General features: G+C 75.4%; 15 protein-coding genes. 9 read left to right on the top strand and 6 right to left on the bottom strand.

Going from position 1 to position 14,016, the window contains the following annotated elements; all coding sequences use genetic code 11:
- The first annotated feature begins 7 nt into the window (after window positions 1-7).
- The 3 genes from FN207_RS00380 (at window position 8) to FN207_RS00370 (ending at window position 3,286) form a co-directional block, all read left to right on the top strand.
- The gene (locus FN207_RS00380; protein WP_142456442.1) at window positions 8-691 is read left to right on the top strand and encodes a GntR family transcriptional regulator; all 684 of its coding nucleotides are present in this window, start codon (window positions 8-10) and stop codon (window positions 689-691) included.
- A complete protein-coding gene (locus FN207_RS00375; RefSeq protein WP_142456441.1) occupies window positions 688-2,274 on the top strand; it encodes a class I adenylate-forming enzyme family protein in 1,587 nt (528 codons plus the stop codon). Before FN207_RS00380 ends, FN207_RS00375 begins: the two co-directional genes overlap by 4 nt.
- A 64-nt stretch (window positions 2,275-2,338) precedes the next feature.
- On the top strand, window positions 2,339-3,286 hold the full coding sequence (locus FN207_RS00370; protein ID WP_142456440.1) for an MBL fold metallo-hydrolase: 948 nt from the start codon (window positions 2,339-2,341) through the stop codon (window positions 3,284-3,286).
- A gap of 45 nt (window positions 3,287-3,331) precedes the next feature.
- On the opposite strand, the gene FN207_RS00365 is transcribed toward FN207_RS00370, so the two are convergent.
- From FN207_RS00365 to deoC, 3 genes are read right to left on the bottom strand one after another with little or no spacing between them, the layout of a single operon-like run.
- Complete coding sequence (locus tag FN207_RS00365) at window positions 3,332-4,198, bottom strand: aldehyde dehydrogenase family protein (RefSeq protein WP_142456439.1); 867 nt, start codon at window positions 4,196-4,198, stop codon at window positions 3,332-3,334.
- The gene (locus tag FN207_RS00360) at window positions 4,198-5,640 is read right to left on the bottom strand and encodes an aldehyde dehydrogenase family protein (protein ID WP_221887979.1); all 1,443 of its coding nucleotides are present in this window, start codon (window positions 5,638-5,640) and stop codon (window positions 4,198-4,200) included. The genes FN207_RS00365 and FN207_RS00360 overlap by 1 nt, the downstream gene beginning before the upstream one ends.
- Window positions 5,640-6,635: a deoxyribose-phosphate aldolase gene (gene deoC / locus FN207_RS00355; RefSeq protein ID WP_142456438.1), complete on the bottom strand. Its 996-nt coding sequence runs from the start codon at window positions 6,633-6,635 to the stop codon at window positions 5,640-5,642. The genes FN207_RS00360 and deoC overlap by 1 nt, the downstream gene beginning before the upstream one ends.
- 80 nt (window positions 6,636-6,715) lie before the next feature.
- On the opposite strand from deoC, the gene FN207_RS00350 reads away from it, so the two are divergent.
- The 6 genes from FN207_RS00350 to FN207_RS00325 all read left to right on the top strand — a co-directional run bounded on the left by FN207_RS00350 (window position 6,716) and on the right by FN207_RS00325 (window position 10,827).
- Window positions 6,716-7,816, top strand: a complete 1,101-nt coding sequence (locus FN207_RS00350; protein WP_142456437.1) for a calcium:cation antiporter — start codon at window positions 6,716-6,718, stop codon at window positions 7,814-7,816.
- Between the two features lie 41 nt (window positions 7,817-7,857).
- Window positions 7,858-8,481, top strand: a complete 624-nt coding sequence (upp, locus tag FN207_RS00345; RefSeq protein WP_110905920.1) for a uracil phosphoribosyltransferase — start codon at window positions 7,858-7,860, stop codon at window positions 8,479-8,481.
- 2 nt (window positions 8,482-8,483) lie between these two features.
- Window positions 8,484-9,374 (top strand): Gfo/Idh/MocA family protein, encoded by an 891-nt coding sequence (locus tag FN207_RS00340; RefSeq protein WP_142456436.1) that lies wholly within the window; start codon window positions 8,484-8,486, stop codon window positions 9,372-9,374.
- Between the two features lie 115 nt (window positions 9,375-9,489).
- Window positions 9,490-10,002, top strand: a complete 513-nt coding sequence (locus tag FN207_RS00335) for a DUF805 domain-containing protein (protein ID WP_142456435.1) — start codon at window positions 9,490-9,492, stop codon at window positions 10,000-10,002.
- Between the two features lie 38 nt (window positions 10,003-10,040).
- On the top strand, window positions 10,041-10,541 hold the full coding sequence (locus FN207_RS00330; protein ID WP_142456434.1) for a hypothetical protein: 501 nt from the start codon (window positions 10,041-10,043) through the stop codon (window positions 10,539-10,541).
- 25 nt (window positions 10,542-10,566) lie between these two features.
- Complete coding sequence (locus tag FN207_RS00325) at window positions 10,567-10,827, top strand: hypothetical protein (RefSeq protein ID WP_142456433.1); 261 nt, start codon at window positions 10,567-10,569, stop codon at window positions 10,825-10,827.
- Window positions 10,828-10,829: 2 nt separating this feature from the next.
- Here the strand turns inward: FN207_RS00325 and FN207_RS00320 are convergent, their stop codons facing one another.
- From FN207_RS00320 to FN207_RS00310, 3 genes are read right to left on the bottom strand one after another with little or no spacing between them, the layout of a single operon-like run.
- A complete protein-coding gene (locus tag FN207_RS00320) occupies window positions 10,830-11,552 on the bottom strand; it encodes a haloacid dehalogenase type II (RefSeq protein ID WP_142456432.1) in 723 nt (240 codons plus the stop codon).
- The gene (locus tag FN207_RS00315; RefSeq protein WP_142456431.1) at window positions 11,552-13,183 is read right to left on the bottom strand and encodes a phospho-sugar mutase; all 1,632 of its coding nucleotides are present in this window, start codon (window positions 13,181-13,183) and stop codon (window positions 11,552-11,554) included. Before FN207_RS00315 ends, FN207_RS00320 begins: the two co-directional genes overlap by 1 nt.
- Window positions 13,184-13,185: 2 nt before the next feature.
- Window positions 13,186-13,986 (bottom strand): purine-nucleoside phosphorylase, encoded by an 801-nt coding sequence (locus FN207_RS00310; RefSeq protein WP_142456430.1) that lies wholly within the window; start codon window positions 13,984-13,986, stop codon window positions 13,186-13,188.
- Window positions 13,987-14,016: the final 30 nt, after the last annotated feature.

The following is a 14,016-nucleotide window of genomic DNA, read 5'->3' as shown; positions in this document are numbered from 1 at the left end:
GGTGCCCGTGAACGACGTACCGCTGACACGGATCGACTGGGTCGAGGCCCAGATCCGGCAGGCCATCCTCGACGGCGAGCTCGCACCCGGCGAGCGCCTGATCACCGCCACGCTCTCGGAGCGCTTCTCGGTGAGCCCGACGCCCCTGCGGGAGGCGCTGCAGCGGCTGGCCGGCGAGGGTCTGGTCGAGTTCGCGGCGCAGCGGGGTGCGCGGGTGACGCCGCTGTCGGCCCGCGACCGGGACGAGCTGGCCGAGCTCCGGAGGCTCCTGGAGCCGGAGACGGCGGCCCAGGCGGCGGAGCACGGCGGCCCCGAGTGGCGGGCACTCGTCGAGGCGACGTCGGCCACCCTGCTGGCGACGCTGGAGCAGGCCGGCACCACGCCGGTGGCCCGCGAGCTCGCCTACCGCGCCTTCTACGAGGCGACGGCGAGCGGCTGCCCCTCGACGCGGCTCCGGAACACGGCGCGGGTCGTCCGCGACCAGGCGTCGCGCTACCGGCTGGCGGTGAGCGACGGCCTGGACCGCGAGGAACTGGCGACGGTGCACCGGTCGCTGGTCGGCGCGTTGCTGGCGGGACGGCCCGCCGACGTCCGGACCGCCATCGCGCGGGAGATCGCGGCCTACGAGGCGGTCGGCCTGGACATGACCGCGCAGCGGGAGGCCGCGGCGGTCCCGGGGGCCCGGGGATGAGCCCCCCGGGGCGGTCGGGATCGGTCGGCGACCGGCTCACCTGGCAGGCCGGGATCGACCCGCGCCGGCCGTTCCTCGTGCGGGTCGGTCCCGGCGGGCAGCAGACCGTCCTCTCCTACCACGACGTGTGGCTGGAGTCCCGGGCCATGGCCCGCCTGCTCACCCAGCTCGGCGTGGGCCGGGGCGACCCGGTGCACGTCCAGCTGGGCAACGTGCCGGAGCTGCTGGTCTGCCTGTTCGCCGTCGCCCACCTCGGCGCGGTGCTGGTGCCGACGCACCCGTCGTCGACCGTCGACGACGTCGCCTACGTGATGTCGCACGCCGGCTGCCGCGTCAGCGTGACGGCCCTCGACCGCATGCCGGTGGTGGCCGCCGCCGCGGAGATGGTCCCGGAGCTGGCCCAGGTCGTGACCGTCGGCGGAGCGGCCGACGGCGCCATCTGCTGGGAGGACGTCCGGCCGGGCCTGGCCGAGGGGGAGCTCCCGGACGCGCGGCCGGGCCCGGGCGACCTGCTCGCCGTCCTCTACACCTCCGGCAGCAGCGGGTGGCCCAAGGGCGTGATGCTCACCCACGCGAACCTGCTCTTCGCCGGGGAGGCGGTCGCCCAGCTCGTCCGGCTGCGCGCCGAGGACCGCTGGCTGGTCACGCTGCCCCTCTCGCACGCCAACGCGCTGCTCTACTCGGTGATGTCGGCCTTCGTCACCGGCGCGTCCGCGGCGCTCGTGCCGGCGTTCGACCCGGCCCGCTGGGCGGAGCAGACCCGGGACGTCTCGGCGACCGTGGCCAGCCTGTTCGCCGTGCACGTGCGGGCCGTCCTCGGGGCCAGCCCCGGCGGCGTGGACACCAGCGGCCTGCGGCTCACCCTCTTCGCCCAGCACCTGACCGAGCACGAGCGGGCGGTCTTCGAGGAGCGCTTCGCGACCCGGCTGGTGCAGGTCTACGGCCTGACGGAGACCCTCGCGCCGACGCTGTGCGACCCCGTGCACGGGCCGGTCGTCCCCGGGACCGTCGGCCGACCCACGCCCTGGGTCCGCACCCGCCTGGTCGATCCCGACGGCGCCGAGGTCGCCCCCGGCGAGGCGGGGGAGCTGCTCGTGCAGGGCGTGCCCGGCCACTCGCTGATGGCCGGCTACCTGGGCCGCGAGGCGGACACGCGCCGGATCCTGCACGACGGCTGGCTGGCGACCGGCGACCACCTGCGCGCCCTGCCCGACGGCTCGCTGGAGTTCCTGGGCCGGGCCGAGGACGTCCTCAAGCCCGGCGTGGACAACGTCTCGGCCGCAGAGGTGGAGCGCGTCCTGCTCGAGCACGTCTCGGTGCTCGACGCCGCGGTGGTCGGCGTCAGCACCCCGGAGCGCGAGGAGCACATCGTCGGCTTCGTCGTCCTCCGGCCCGAGGACGACGCGACGGAGGCCGAGGTCCTGGCCTGGGCCGGCGACCGGCTCGCCGCGCACAAGGTCCCCGAGCGGGTCGTGGCCGTCCCCGCGCTGCCGCGCAACGCCGTCGGCAAGGTGCTCAAGCGGCAGCTCGGCACCGCGCACGTCCCCGTCTCCGCCGCACCACGCGTGCCCCCTGTCCGCTGAGGGGGACCGGCCGGACCCCGGCCCCGACCGGCGCACCGTCGCGCCCTGACCGGAGAGGAACCCCATGAGCTCGTCCCACGGCGACCACGACCTCGGACCGTCGCGCCTCGAGGAGGTGAACGACGGCGTCTTCGCCTACATCCAGCCCGACGGCAGCTGGTGGATCAACAACACCGGTCTGCTGGTGGCCGACCAGGGCGCGGTGTCGATCGACACCTGCGCGACCGAGCGGCGCACCCGCGACTTCCTCGACGCGGTGCGCACGGTGACGCCCCGTCCGGTGCGGACGCTGGTCAACACCCACCACCACGGCGACCACACCCACGGCAACTACCTGCTCCCCGACGCCACGATCGTCGGCCACGAGCTCACCCGCGAGGCGGTCATCGAGACCGGCGTCCCCGGCCCGGAGGGTCCGCTGCCGTACTGGACGCACTTCGACACCGGCGCGCTGGAGCTCGCGCCCCCCTTCCTCACCTTCACCGACCGGGTCACGCTCTGGTCGGGGGACCTGCGCTGCGAGGTCCGCCACGTCGGGACGCCGGCCCACACCACCAACGACTCGATCGTGTGGATCCCCGAGCGGTCGACGCTGTTCGCCGGCGACCTGCTCTTCAACGGCGGCACCCCGTTCCTGCTGATGGGGTCGCTGTCGGGGTCGATCGAGGTGATGGAGAAGGTCGTGGCCCCGCTCGAGGCGACGACGATCGTGCCCGGGCACGGGCCGGTCGCCGACGGCTCGCTGGTGCCGCAGATCCTGGGCTACCTCCGCTTCCTCGAGCGGACGGCGCGGGAGGGGCGCGACGCCGGCCTGTCGCCGCTGGACGCCGCTCGTGAGTGCGACCTCGGGGAGTACGCGGAGTGGTCGGACCAGGAGCGCATCGTCGGCAACCTGCACCGCGCCTACGCCGAGCTCGACGGTGCCGAGCGCGGGGCGCCGATCGACCTGGAGGCCGCGCTCGGCGACATGGTCACCTACAACGGCGGACGACGGCTGACCTGCCTGGCCTGAGCCGGGGCGGGTGCACCGGTCCCCGTCATCGGTGCACCCGCCCGCTCACACGCCCTTCGGGTGCCACACCGTCTTGGTCTCGAGGAACCGCGTCATGCGGCCGGTACCAGGGTCAGCGGTCCAGTCCGGCTCCTCGGCCGGCGGGCGCAGCACGCGCTTGATGCTGCCGGCCGCCAGCCGCTCGAGCTCCAGCGCCCGCCCGGCGGGGGCGCCGGTCAGGTCGATGGCGTCGACGTCGTCGTGCTCGGCCAGCCACGGGCCGATCTCGGCGGCGTCGCCGGTGAGCAGGTTGACCACGCCGCCGGGGACGTCGCTGGTGGCCAGCACCTCGCCGAGGGTGACCGCCGGCAGCGGCCGCTCCCGGGACGTGACGACGACGGCGGTGTTGCCGCCGGCGAGCACCGGCGCGAGCACGCTGACCAGCCCGAGCAGCGACGAGCGCTGCGGCGCCAGGACCGCGACGACGCCGGTGGGCTCGGGCAGCGAGAAGTCGAAGAACGGCCCCGCGACCGGGTTGGCGCTGCCGAGGACGGAGGCCAGCTTGTCGGTCCACCCGGCGTACCAGACCCAGCGGTCGATGGCGGCGTCGACGACGACCCGCGCGCGCCCGGCCGACAGGCCCTCGCCCGCGGCGACCTCCTCGCAGAACTGCGCGTGCCGGCCCTCCATCACCTCCGCGACCCGGTAGAGCACCTGCCCGCGGTTGTAGGCCGTGGCCCGCGACCACTTCCCGAACGCGCCCCGCGCGGCGACGACGGCGTCCCGGGCGTCCTTGCGGGAGGCGTGCGCGGCGTTGGCGAGGAACGCCCCGCGGGCGTCGGTGACCTCGTAGGTGCGGCCGGACTCCGAGCGCGGAAAGGCCCCGTTCACGTACAGCTTGTAGGTCTTGCGGACGGCCAGGCGGTCCGGCATCAGGAGCTCTCCTTCAGGTAGGCGGCCAGACCGTGCCGGCCGCCCTCCCGGCCGTAGCCGGACTGCTTGTAGCCGCCGAAGGGCGACGTCGGGTCGAACTGGTTGAACGTGTTGGCCCACACCACGCCGGCGCGCAGCCGGTCGGCGATCGCGAGGATCCGCGAGCCCTTCTCGGTCCAGATGCCGGCCGAGAGCCCGTAGGTGGTGTTGTTGGCCTTGGCCACCGCCTCGTCGGGCGTGCGGAAGGTCAGCACCGACAGCACCGGGCCGAACACCTCGTCGCGGGCGATGCGGTGCGCGGGGGAGACGTCGGTGAACACCGTCGGCGGGAACCAGAAGCCGCGGTCGGGCAGCTCGCAGACCGGCTGCCAGCGGTGCGCGCCCTCGGCCTCGCCGATGTCGGACAGCTCCCGGATGCGGGCGAGCTGCTCGGCGGAGTTGATGGCGCCGATGTCGGTGTTCTTGTCCAGCGGGTCACCCACCCGCAGCGTGCCGATCCGCCGCTGCAGCGAGGCGATGACCTCGTCGTGGACCGACTCCTGCACCAGCAGCCGCGAGCCCGCGCAGCACACGTGGCCCTGGTTGAAGAAGATGCCGCGCACGATGCCCTCGACGGCCTGGTCGATGGGGGCGTCGTCGAAGACGATGTTGGCCGCCTTGCCGCCCAGCTCCAGGGTGAGCACCTTGCGGGTCCCGGCGACGGCGCGGGCGATCGAGCGGCCCACCTCGGTCGAGCCGGTGAAGGCGACCTTGTCGACGTCCTCGTGCTCGACGACCGCGCGGCCGGTGTCACCGGCGCCGGTGACGATGTTGACCACTCCGGGCGGCAGGTCGGCCTGCCGGCAGACCTCGGCGAACAGCAGCGCCGTCAGCGGGGTGGTCTCGGCCGGCTTGAGGACGACGGTGTTGCCGGTGGCCAGCGCCGGGGCGACCTTCCACGCCAGCATGAGCAGCGGGAAGTTCCACGGGATGACCTGGCCGGCCACGCCGTGCGGGCGCGGGTCGGGGCCCAGGCCCGCGTGGGCCAGCTTGTCCGCCCACCCCGCGTGGTAGAAGAAGTGCGCCGCGGCCAGGGGGACGTCGACGTCGCGGGACTCGCGGATCGGCTTGCCGTTGTCCAGCGACTCCAGGACGGCGAACTCGCGGGCCCGCTCCTGCAGGATCCGCGCGATGCGGAACAGGTACTTGCCGCGGTCGGCGGGGCGCATCGGCCCCCACACGCGGGTGAACGCCCGGCGGGCGGCCTTCACGGCGCGATCGACGTCGGCCTCGGTGCCCACCGCGATCTCGCTGAGCACCTCCTCGGTGGCCGGGTTGACCGTCTTCATGGGCTCCCCGGAGCCGTCGACGAACTCGCCGTCGACGAACAGGCCGTAGGACGGCGCGACGTCGACGATCGACCGCGACTCGGGGGCGGGGGCGTACTCGAACAGGCTGGTCATCAGTCCACGCTCACGTGGTCGGGGCCGCTGTAGTGGCCGGTGCGCAGCTTCTGCCGCTGCAGGAGCAGGTCGTTGAGGAGGCTGGAGGCGCCGAAGCGGAACCAGTCGGGGGAGAGCCAGTCGGCGCCGACGGTCTCGTTGACCATCACCAGGTGCTTGACCGCGTCCTTGGTGGTGCGGATGCCGCCGGCGGGCTTGACGCCGACCTGGGTGCCGGTGGCGGCGCGGAAGTCGCGCACCGCCTCGAGCATCACCAGGCACACCGGCAGCGTGGCGGCGGGGGAGACCTTGCCGGTGGAGGTCTTGATGAAGTCGGCGCCGGCGAGCATCGCCAGCCACGAGGCGCGGCGGGCGTTGTCGAGGGTGACGAGCTCCCCGGTCTCGAGGATGACCTTGAGGTGGGCGGTCCCGCACGCCTCCTTCACCGCGACGATCTCCTCGAACACCTCGAGGTAGCGGCCGGAGAGGAACGCGCCGCGGTCGATGACCATGTCGATCTCGTCGGCGCCGTTGCCCACGGCGTCGCGGACGTCGGCGAGCTTGACCTCCCGGCTGGCCCGGCCGCTGGGGAAGGCGGTGGCGACGGCGGCGACGTGGATGCCGGTGCCCTCCAGGGCCTCCACCGCGACGCCGGCGAGGTCGCCGTAGACGCAGACGGCGGCGACCGCGGGGGCGGCGGGGTCGGTCGGATCGGGACGGCGGGCCTTGGCGGCCAGCGAGCGGACCTTGCCGGGGGTGTCGGCGCCCTCGAGCGTGGTCAGGTCGACCATCGAGATGGCGGTGTCGATCGCCCAGGCCTTGGCCGTGGTCTTGATCGACCGGGTGCCGAGGGTGGCGGCGCGCTGCTCGGCGCCCACCTGGTCGACACCGGGCAGGCCGTGGAGGAAGGCGCGGAGGGCGGCGTCCGAGCGGGTCACGTCGTCGAACGGCGCTCCGGACCCGGGGGCGGGCCGGGTCCCGGCCTCGAGGGTCCCGGGGTCGAGCACGTGGGTCATGCCGCCATCCTCCCAGTGCGACGCCCTCCTCCCGGACGCCGGTGGCCCGGGGTCCTCACCCGTCCGTGGGAGCGTGGCCCATGGCCGCGACGACGAGAGCGCCCTGGCTGACCGGGACCACCGTCGCGCCGGTGCTGGCGCTCCTCGTGCTCGCCCTCTCCTGGGGCCGCGACCCCGGGCCGGTGCTCGTCGTGGTGCTCGCCGTCGCGCTCGCCGGCGCGGTGCTGGCCGCGGTGCACCACGCCGAGGTGGTCGCCCACCGGGTGGGGGAGCCGTTCGGGTCACTGGTCCTGGCCGTCGCGGTCACCGTGATCGAGGTCGGGCTGATCGTCACGCTGATGGTCTCCGGCGGGGACGAGACCGCCTCCCTGGCCCGGGACACCGTCTTCGCGGCGGTGATGATCACCTGCAACGGCATCCTGGGGCTGTCGCTGCTGCTCGGGGCGCTGCGGCACGACGTCGTCGAGTTCAACCGGGAGGGCTCCGGCGCGGCGCTGGCCACCGTCGTCACGCTCGCGGTGATGTGCCTGGTGCTGCCCACGTTCACCACCAGCCGGCCGGGGCCGGAGTTCTCGACGGCGCAGCTGACCTTCGCGGCGCTGGCCTCGCTGGTGCTCTACGCCGCGTTCGTCGTCACCCAGACCGTCCGCCACCGCGACTTCTTCCTGCCGGTCAGCCCGGGCGGGGCCGTCCTGGACGAGGACGTGCACGCCGAGCCGCCGACGCCCCGGGCGGCGCTGGTCAGCCTCGGCCTGCTGGTGGTGGCCCTGGTCGCCGTCGTCGGGCTGGCGAAGGTGGAGTCGCCGGCCATCGAGGACGGCGTGGCCGCGATCGGGTTCCCGCAGTCGTTCGTGGGCGTGGTGATCGCGCTGCTCGTGCTCGCACCCGAGACGCTCGCGGCCGCCAACGCCGCCCGCCGCGACCGGCTGCAGACCAGCCTCAACCTCGCGCTCGGCTCGGCGATGGCCAGCATCGGGCTGACGATCCCGGCCATCGCGGTCGCCATGATCTGGCTCGACGGGCCGCTGCTGCTCGGCCTCGGCGCCACCCAGATGGTGCTGCTCGCCGTCACCGTCGTCGTCGCGGTGCTCACGGTGGTGCCCGGCCGGGCCACCCGGCTGCAGGGCGTCGTGCACCTCGTCCTGCTCGCCGGCTTCCTCTTCCTCGCCGTGGCGCCGTAGCAGGGAGGGGCGCACTGACCACGACCGTTACGGTGGCGCCCGTGCAGCTCACCGTCGTCGACCACCCGCTGGCCCGTGCGCGTCTGTCGCGGATGCGCGACGAGCGGACCGACAACGCCGCGTTCCGGGCGGCGTTGCGCGAGCTGACCCAGATGCTGGTCTACGAGGCCACCCGCGACCTCGCCGTCGCCGAGGAGCCCCTCACCACCCCCGTCACGACGACGACCGGCTACCGGCTGGCCTCCCCGCCGCTGATCGTGCCGGTGCTGCGCGCGGGCCTGGGCATGGCCGACACCGCGCACGGGATGCTGCCGGAGTCGCAGATGGGCTTCGTCGGCCTGGCCCGCAACGAGGTGACCTTCCAGCCCGAGGCCTACATGGCCTCGCTGCCGGAGTCGCTGGTCGGCCGGCACGTGTTCGTCCTCGACCCGATGCTGGCCACCGGCGGCTCGCTGGTGCACTGCTGCACGCTGCTCACCGACCGCGGCGCCACCGAGATCACCGTGCTGTGCGCGCTGGCCGCGCCGGCCGGGCTCGAGCGCCTGGAGCAGAGCGGCCTGCCGCTGCGGGTGTTCACCGCCAGCGTCGACGAGGGCCTCAACGACAAGGCCTACATCGTCCCCGGCCTCGGTGACGCCGGCGACCGCCAGTTCGGCGCGGTCTGACCGTGCGCTTCGCGGTCCTGGGCACCGGTCACTGGGCCCGCACGGTCCACGCCGCGGCGATCGCCGCGCACCCCACCGCCGAGCTGGCCGGGATCTGGGGCCGCGACGCCGCGAAGGCCGCCGAGGTCGGCGCGGAGTTCGACGTCCCCGGCACCGACGACCTCGCCGCGCTGCTCGAGCAGGTCGACGCGGTGTCGGTCGCCGTCCCGCCCGACGTCCAGGTGCCCCTCGCCGAGCAGGCGGCCGCCGCCGGCCGCCACCTGCTGCTGGAGAAGCCGATCGGGCTCACCGTCGCCGAGGCCGACCGGGTGGTGGGCGCTGTCCGGTCGGCGGGCGTCGCCTCGGTCGTGTTCTTCACCTTCCGGTTCCAGACCGCGACGACGACCTGGCTGGCGCAGGCGGGCCGCACCCGGCTGGCCGGGGGTGCCGCGTCGTGGCTGTCCGCGCTGGCCGGCAGCCCCTTCGACTCCGCCTGGCGCCGGCAGCACGGGGCGCTGTGGGACATCGGCCCGCACGCGCTGTCGCTGCTGGTCCCGGCGCTGGGCCCGGTGGTGTCGGTGCAGGCCGGCGCGGGCGCGGGCGACACCGTGCACCTGGTGCTCCAGCACGCCACCCCCGGCATCGCCTCCACCGTCACGCTGTCGCACACCGTGGCGCCGCTGGCCACGGGCATCGAGTTCACCGTGCACGGGGACGCCGGCCGGCTGGTGCTCCTCCCCGACACCGAGAGCCCGGTCGCGTCGCTGTCCGCGGCGGTCGACGAGCTGAGCGCCGCGGCGCTCACCGGCGGCGCCCACCCGTGCGACGTCGGCTTCGGCCGCGACGTCGTCGTCGTGCTGGCGACCGCCGAGCGGGCCCTGGCCTCGGGCTGCCGGGAGTCCGTCCCCGCCTGAGCCGGTCCGCAGGTCGGCCGCCAGTTCCGCGCAACCGCCGCCCAAGGCCGCCCCGCCAGTCTCGGTCCCGACGTCCTGGAGCCCCGACCGCGGGCCGGACACGGGAGAGAACGACATGAGCGAGTACTCGTACCTCGGCTACGGCGACGGCCGGGGCGGCGGCAACGGCCACGGCGGCCGCACCGTGCCGGCCCCGGCGATGGAGGGCAGCTGGTACGTCCGCCGCGGCCGGATCGACCGGCGCACCTACTGGCTGCACTACGCGCTGCCGCTGTGGGCGTCCAGCGTGGCGGCGATCTGGGCCGACATCGCGTTCGGCACGGCCTGGTACACGGCGTCCTACGAGTCCTACGGCTACTACTCCTCCAGCACCGACGTGAGCTTCTCCGGCGGGCCGATCACCCTGCTGGTGTCGCTGGCGCTGTTCGCGCCGTCGATCAGCGCGGCGGTGACCCGGCTGCACGACACCGGGCGCTCGGGCTGGTTCCTGCTGTGGGGGCTGGTCCCGATCGCCGGCCCGATCGTCCTGTTCGTGGTGGTCGGCTGCCTCGCCGGTGAGCCCGGCCGCAACCAGTACGACGGCGCCGCGTACCCGGGCCGGCGGGAGCCGCAGCTCGCGAACTGGTGAAACCGGTTGACCGGACGGGCCAGCCTGGAGGGGTGCGGATGACCTTCTCCCGGCTGGCCGACCGGCGTCCGGTGGAGACCAGCGTCGAGCGCGACGACGGCGTCGTGTTCTCCCTCCGCGGCGCCGGCGGCGGGGCCGACCTGCCGCACGACCTGGTGCACGCGCTGGTCGAGACCGAGCTCGGCATGACCGACGGCATCTGGGGCTGCATCGCCGACGGCGTCGTGTGGACGACGATGCGGCACGTCTCCGGCCGGCAGCCCCCGCACGCCGCCGAGCGCTCGGCGCGGCTCAAGCGCGAGCGGGCGGCGGCGATCCAGCGGGCCGAGGGCGTGGCCGACCTCGTCGCCCGGTCCGCGCGCGGCGCCACCGTGCTGCCCGGTGAGGCAACCGCGCTGGACCTGCCGCCGGAGCGGCTGGCCGCCGCCGCGGCCGCGCTGGCCGACGCCGGACAGCGCTGGCGGGCGCTGCCGGTGGGGGAGAGCTGGACCCTCGAGTGGCGCCCGGCGCCGGCCCGATCGGGGCGACGCCGCAGGTGAGGGACCCGTCCGGCACACTCCGGTCATGATCATCGTGCTGGTCGGGGGAGTGGTGCTGGCGCCCGTCGTCGTGATGGCCGACCTCCGGCGCTGGCGGCCGCTGCCGGTGCTGCTCTGGCTGCTCGGCACCGCCCTCGTCGTCGCCTGGGTCCGCGCCCTGGAGGGCGAGGGGCAGGGCGTCCTCGCCGGGATCGGCTGGCTGCTCGCCGCCGCAGCCGCCGCCGGGCTGTCGGTCGCCGCCGCCCGGCGGGGCGTGCCGCGGCGGAGGCCGCGGCACGGGCGCTGACCTCAGCAACCGAGCGCCGCGGCCAGCTCCTCCAGCGAGGACACCGACAGGTCGGCGCCCGGGTCGGTCTCCGGCGGCGCGGGGTCTCCGCCGAACTCCAGCGGCCGGTGCACGTAGGCCGTCCGCAGCCCGCGCGCCCGCGCCTCGGCCAGGTCCTCGACGTGCGCGGCGACCATCAGCACCCGCGACGGGGGCAGCGCCAGCAGCCGCGGCGCGGAGTCGTACACCTCGGGGTCGGGCTTGTAGCGGCCCACGACCTCGGCGCCGAGCACGAGGTCCCACGGCAGCCCGCCCCGCCGCGCCAGGTCCACCGAGAGCCGGACGCCGCCGTTGGACAGCGGCGCGAGGACGTGCCGGCTCCGCAGCCGGGTCAGGCCGGGCACCGCGTCCGGCCACGGGTCGAGCCGGTGCCAGGCCAGCACCAGCTCGGCGGCGACGTCGTCGGCCACGCCGTCCATGCCCACGCCGTCCATGCCCACGCCGTCGATGCCCACCTCCGCCAGCGCCGCGGGCAGCGACTCGCGGTGCAGCACGTCGAGGGGGACGAACGGCCGCTCGCCGGCGCGGACGCGGTCCATCGACGGCTGGTAGCGCGCCCGCCAGGCGTCGGCGAAGGCCGCGGCGTCCACGCCGGGACCGAGCAGCCGCGCCGCCTCGCGGGCCACGCCGGCGCGCCAGTCGACGACGGTGCCGAAGACGTCGAAGACCAGCGCGCCGACGTCCACTACAGCCCCAGCGCGTGCGCCATCTCGCCGCGCAGCTGGTCGAGCTCGTCCTCGCCGCGGCCGCGGGCGGCGATGATCCCCGCGTCGTCGTGCACCGGGACGACCGTCTCCAGGTAGGCCTTGAGCTTCGGCTCGGTGCCGCTGGGCCGCACCACGACGCGGACGCCGTCGCCGAGCAGCCGGACGGCGTCGACCGGCGGGTCCTCGGTCAGCAGGTCGGTGGCGGTGACCGGGCGGCCGAGCAGCCGCGACGGCGGGTCGGCGCGCAGCCGCTCCATCGCGTCGGAGATCAGCGTGAGGTCCTCCACCCGCACCGACAGCTGGCCGGTGGCGAACAGCCCGTGCTCGCGGGCCAGCTCGTCGAGCCGGTCGACGAGGCTGCGTCCGGTGGCCTTGAGCTCGGCGGCCAGCAGCGCGACGGCGAGGGCCGCGGAGATGCCGTCCTTGTCTCGCGCCACCTCCGGGGTCACCGCGTAGCCCAGCGCCTCCTCGTAGCCGAACACCAGCGGCTCGTCCTCGGTGCCGGCCCGGATGATCCACTTGAAGCCGGTGGGCGTCTCGGCGAAGCGCACGCCGTGCGCCTGGGTGAGCGCGTGCAGCAGCGAGCCGCTGACCAGCGAGGACGCGTAGGTCCCGCGCACGCCGCGGCGCAGCAGCCAGTCGGCCAGCAGCGCGCCCACCTCGTCGCCGGTGAGCTGCCGCCCGTCGCAGACCACCGAGCAGCGGTCGGCGTCGGGGTCCTCGGCGATCCCCACGGTGGCGCCGACGCGGGAGGACAGGTCCTGCAACAGGTCGATCGCGCCGGGCTCCTCCGGGTTGGGGAAGCCGACCGTCGGGAACGCCGGATCGGGCGCGTCCTGCTCGGGCACGCTCACGAGGGGCGCGAAGCCGGCCGCGGCGAACACCGCCCGCGTGGTGGCCGCGCCGACGCCGTGCATCGCGGTGTAGGCCACCGTCACCCCCTGCCGCACGATCGCCGGCACCTGCGAGGGGTCCAGCGCCCGCACGACGGCGGCCACGTAGCCGGCCTCGACGTCGTCGCCGAGGGTGGTCCACTCGTCGGAGGTCGGCACGTCCCGCGCCGGGCCGACGGCGGCGATCGCGGCCTCGATCTCCCGGTCGGCCGGCGGCACGAGCTGCGCGCCGTCGGCGAGGTAGACCTTGTAGCCGTTGTCCTGCGGCGGGTTGTGGCTGGCGGTGACCATCACTCCGGCCACGCAGCCGAGCGAGCGCACGGCCGAGGACAGCACCGGCGTGGGCAGCGGCCGGGGGAGCACCCGGACGGCGAAGCCGGCGGCGGCCAGCACCGCGGCGGTGACGCGGGCGAACTCGTCGGAGCGGCGTCGGGCGTCGAACCCGATGACGACGCCCCCGCCGCCGTGCCCGGCGGCGGTGAGCCACGCGCCGAGACCCGCGGCCGCCCGGGTGACGACGGCGGCGTTCATGCCGGCCGGCCCGGCGCGCAGCGGCCCGCGCAGCCCCGCGGTCCCGAAGGTCAGCGGCCCGGCGAAGCGGCGCTCGAGCTCGGCGGTGTCGCCGGCCGCGACCAGCGCCTCGATCTCGGCGCGGTCGCCGGGGTGCGGGTCGGCGGCGGCCCAGGCGCGGGCGGTGTCGAGGAGGGGGTCGAGCACGGTCACGGCAGCCGGCCGATGAACTCGACGAGGAACTGCCCCAGCCGGCCCGCCGCGGCCTTGCCCGCGGCGAGGACCTCCTCGTGGTCGAGCTTCTCGCCGGTGATGCCGGCCGCGGCGTTGGTGACCATCGACAGGCCCAGCACCTCCAGGCCGGCGGCGCGGGCGGCGATCGCCTCGAGCGCCGTGGACATGCCCACGAGGTCGGCGCCGAGGGTGCGCAGCATCCGGATCTCGGCCGGCGTCTCGTAGTGCGGGCCGGGCAGCGCCGCGTAGACGCCCTCGGTCAGGTCCGGCTCGATCGAGCGGGCCAGCTCGCGCAGCCGCGCGGAGTAGAGGTCGGTGAGGTCGACGAACGTCGCCCCGACCAGCGGGGAGCGGGCGGTCAGGTTGAGGTGGTCGCTGATCAGGACCGCCTGGCCGACCCGGTGGTCGGGCGCCAGCCCGCCGGCGGCGTTGGTGAGGACGACGGTGCGCACGCCGGCCGCCGCGGCGGTGCGGATCCCGTGCACGACCGGCTCGACGCCGCGGCCCTCGTAGAGGTGGGTGCGGCCGAGGAAGAGCAGCACCTTCCGGTCGCCGACGCGCACCGAGCGGACCTGGCCGCCGTGGCCGACCGCCGTGGGGGCGGCGAAACCGGGCAGGTCGCCGATGCCGACGGAGGCCGCGGGCTCGCCGAAGGCGTCGGCGGCGGGCGCCCATCCCGAGCCCATGACGACGGCGACGTCGTGGCCGTCGCCCAGGGCTGCGGTCAGGTCGGCGGCTGCTGCTGCGGCGGTGGCCGCGGGATCGGGTGCGCTCACCCGACGACGCTAACCCAGCGTGGCGTCGCC

It is taken from the genome of Geodermatophilus aquaeductus (assembly GCF_900182545.1).
GTDB lineage: Bacteria > Actinomycetota > Actinomycetes > Mycobacteriales > Geodermatophilaceae > Geodermatophilus > Geodermatophilus aquaeductus.
Note: the sequence above shows the minus strand (reverse complement) of the source record. Positions and strands in the feature narration are given on the sequence as shown.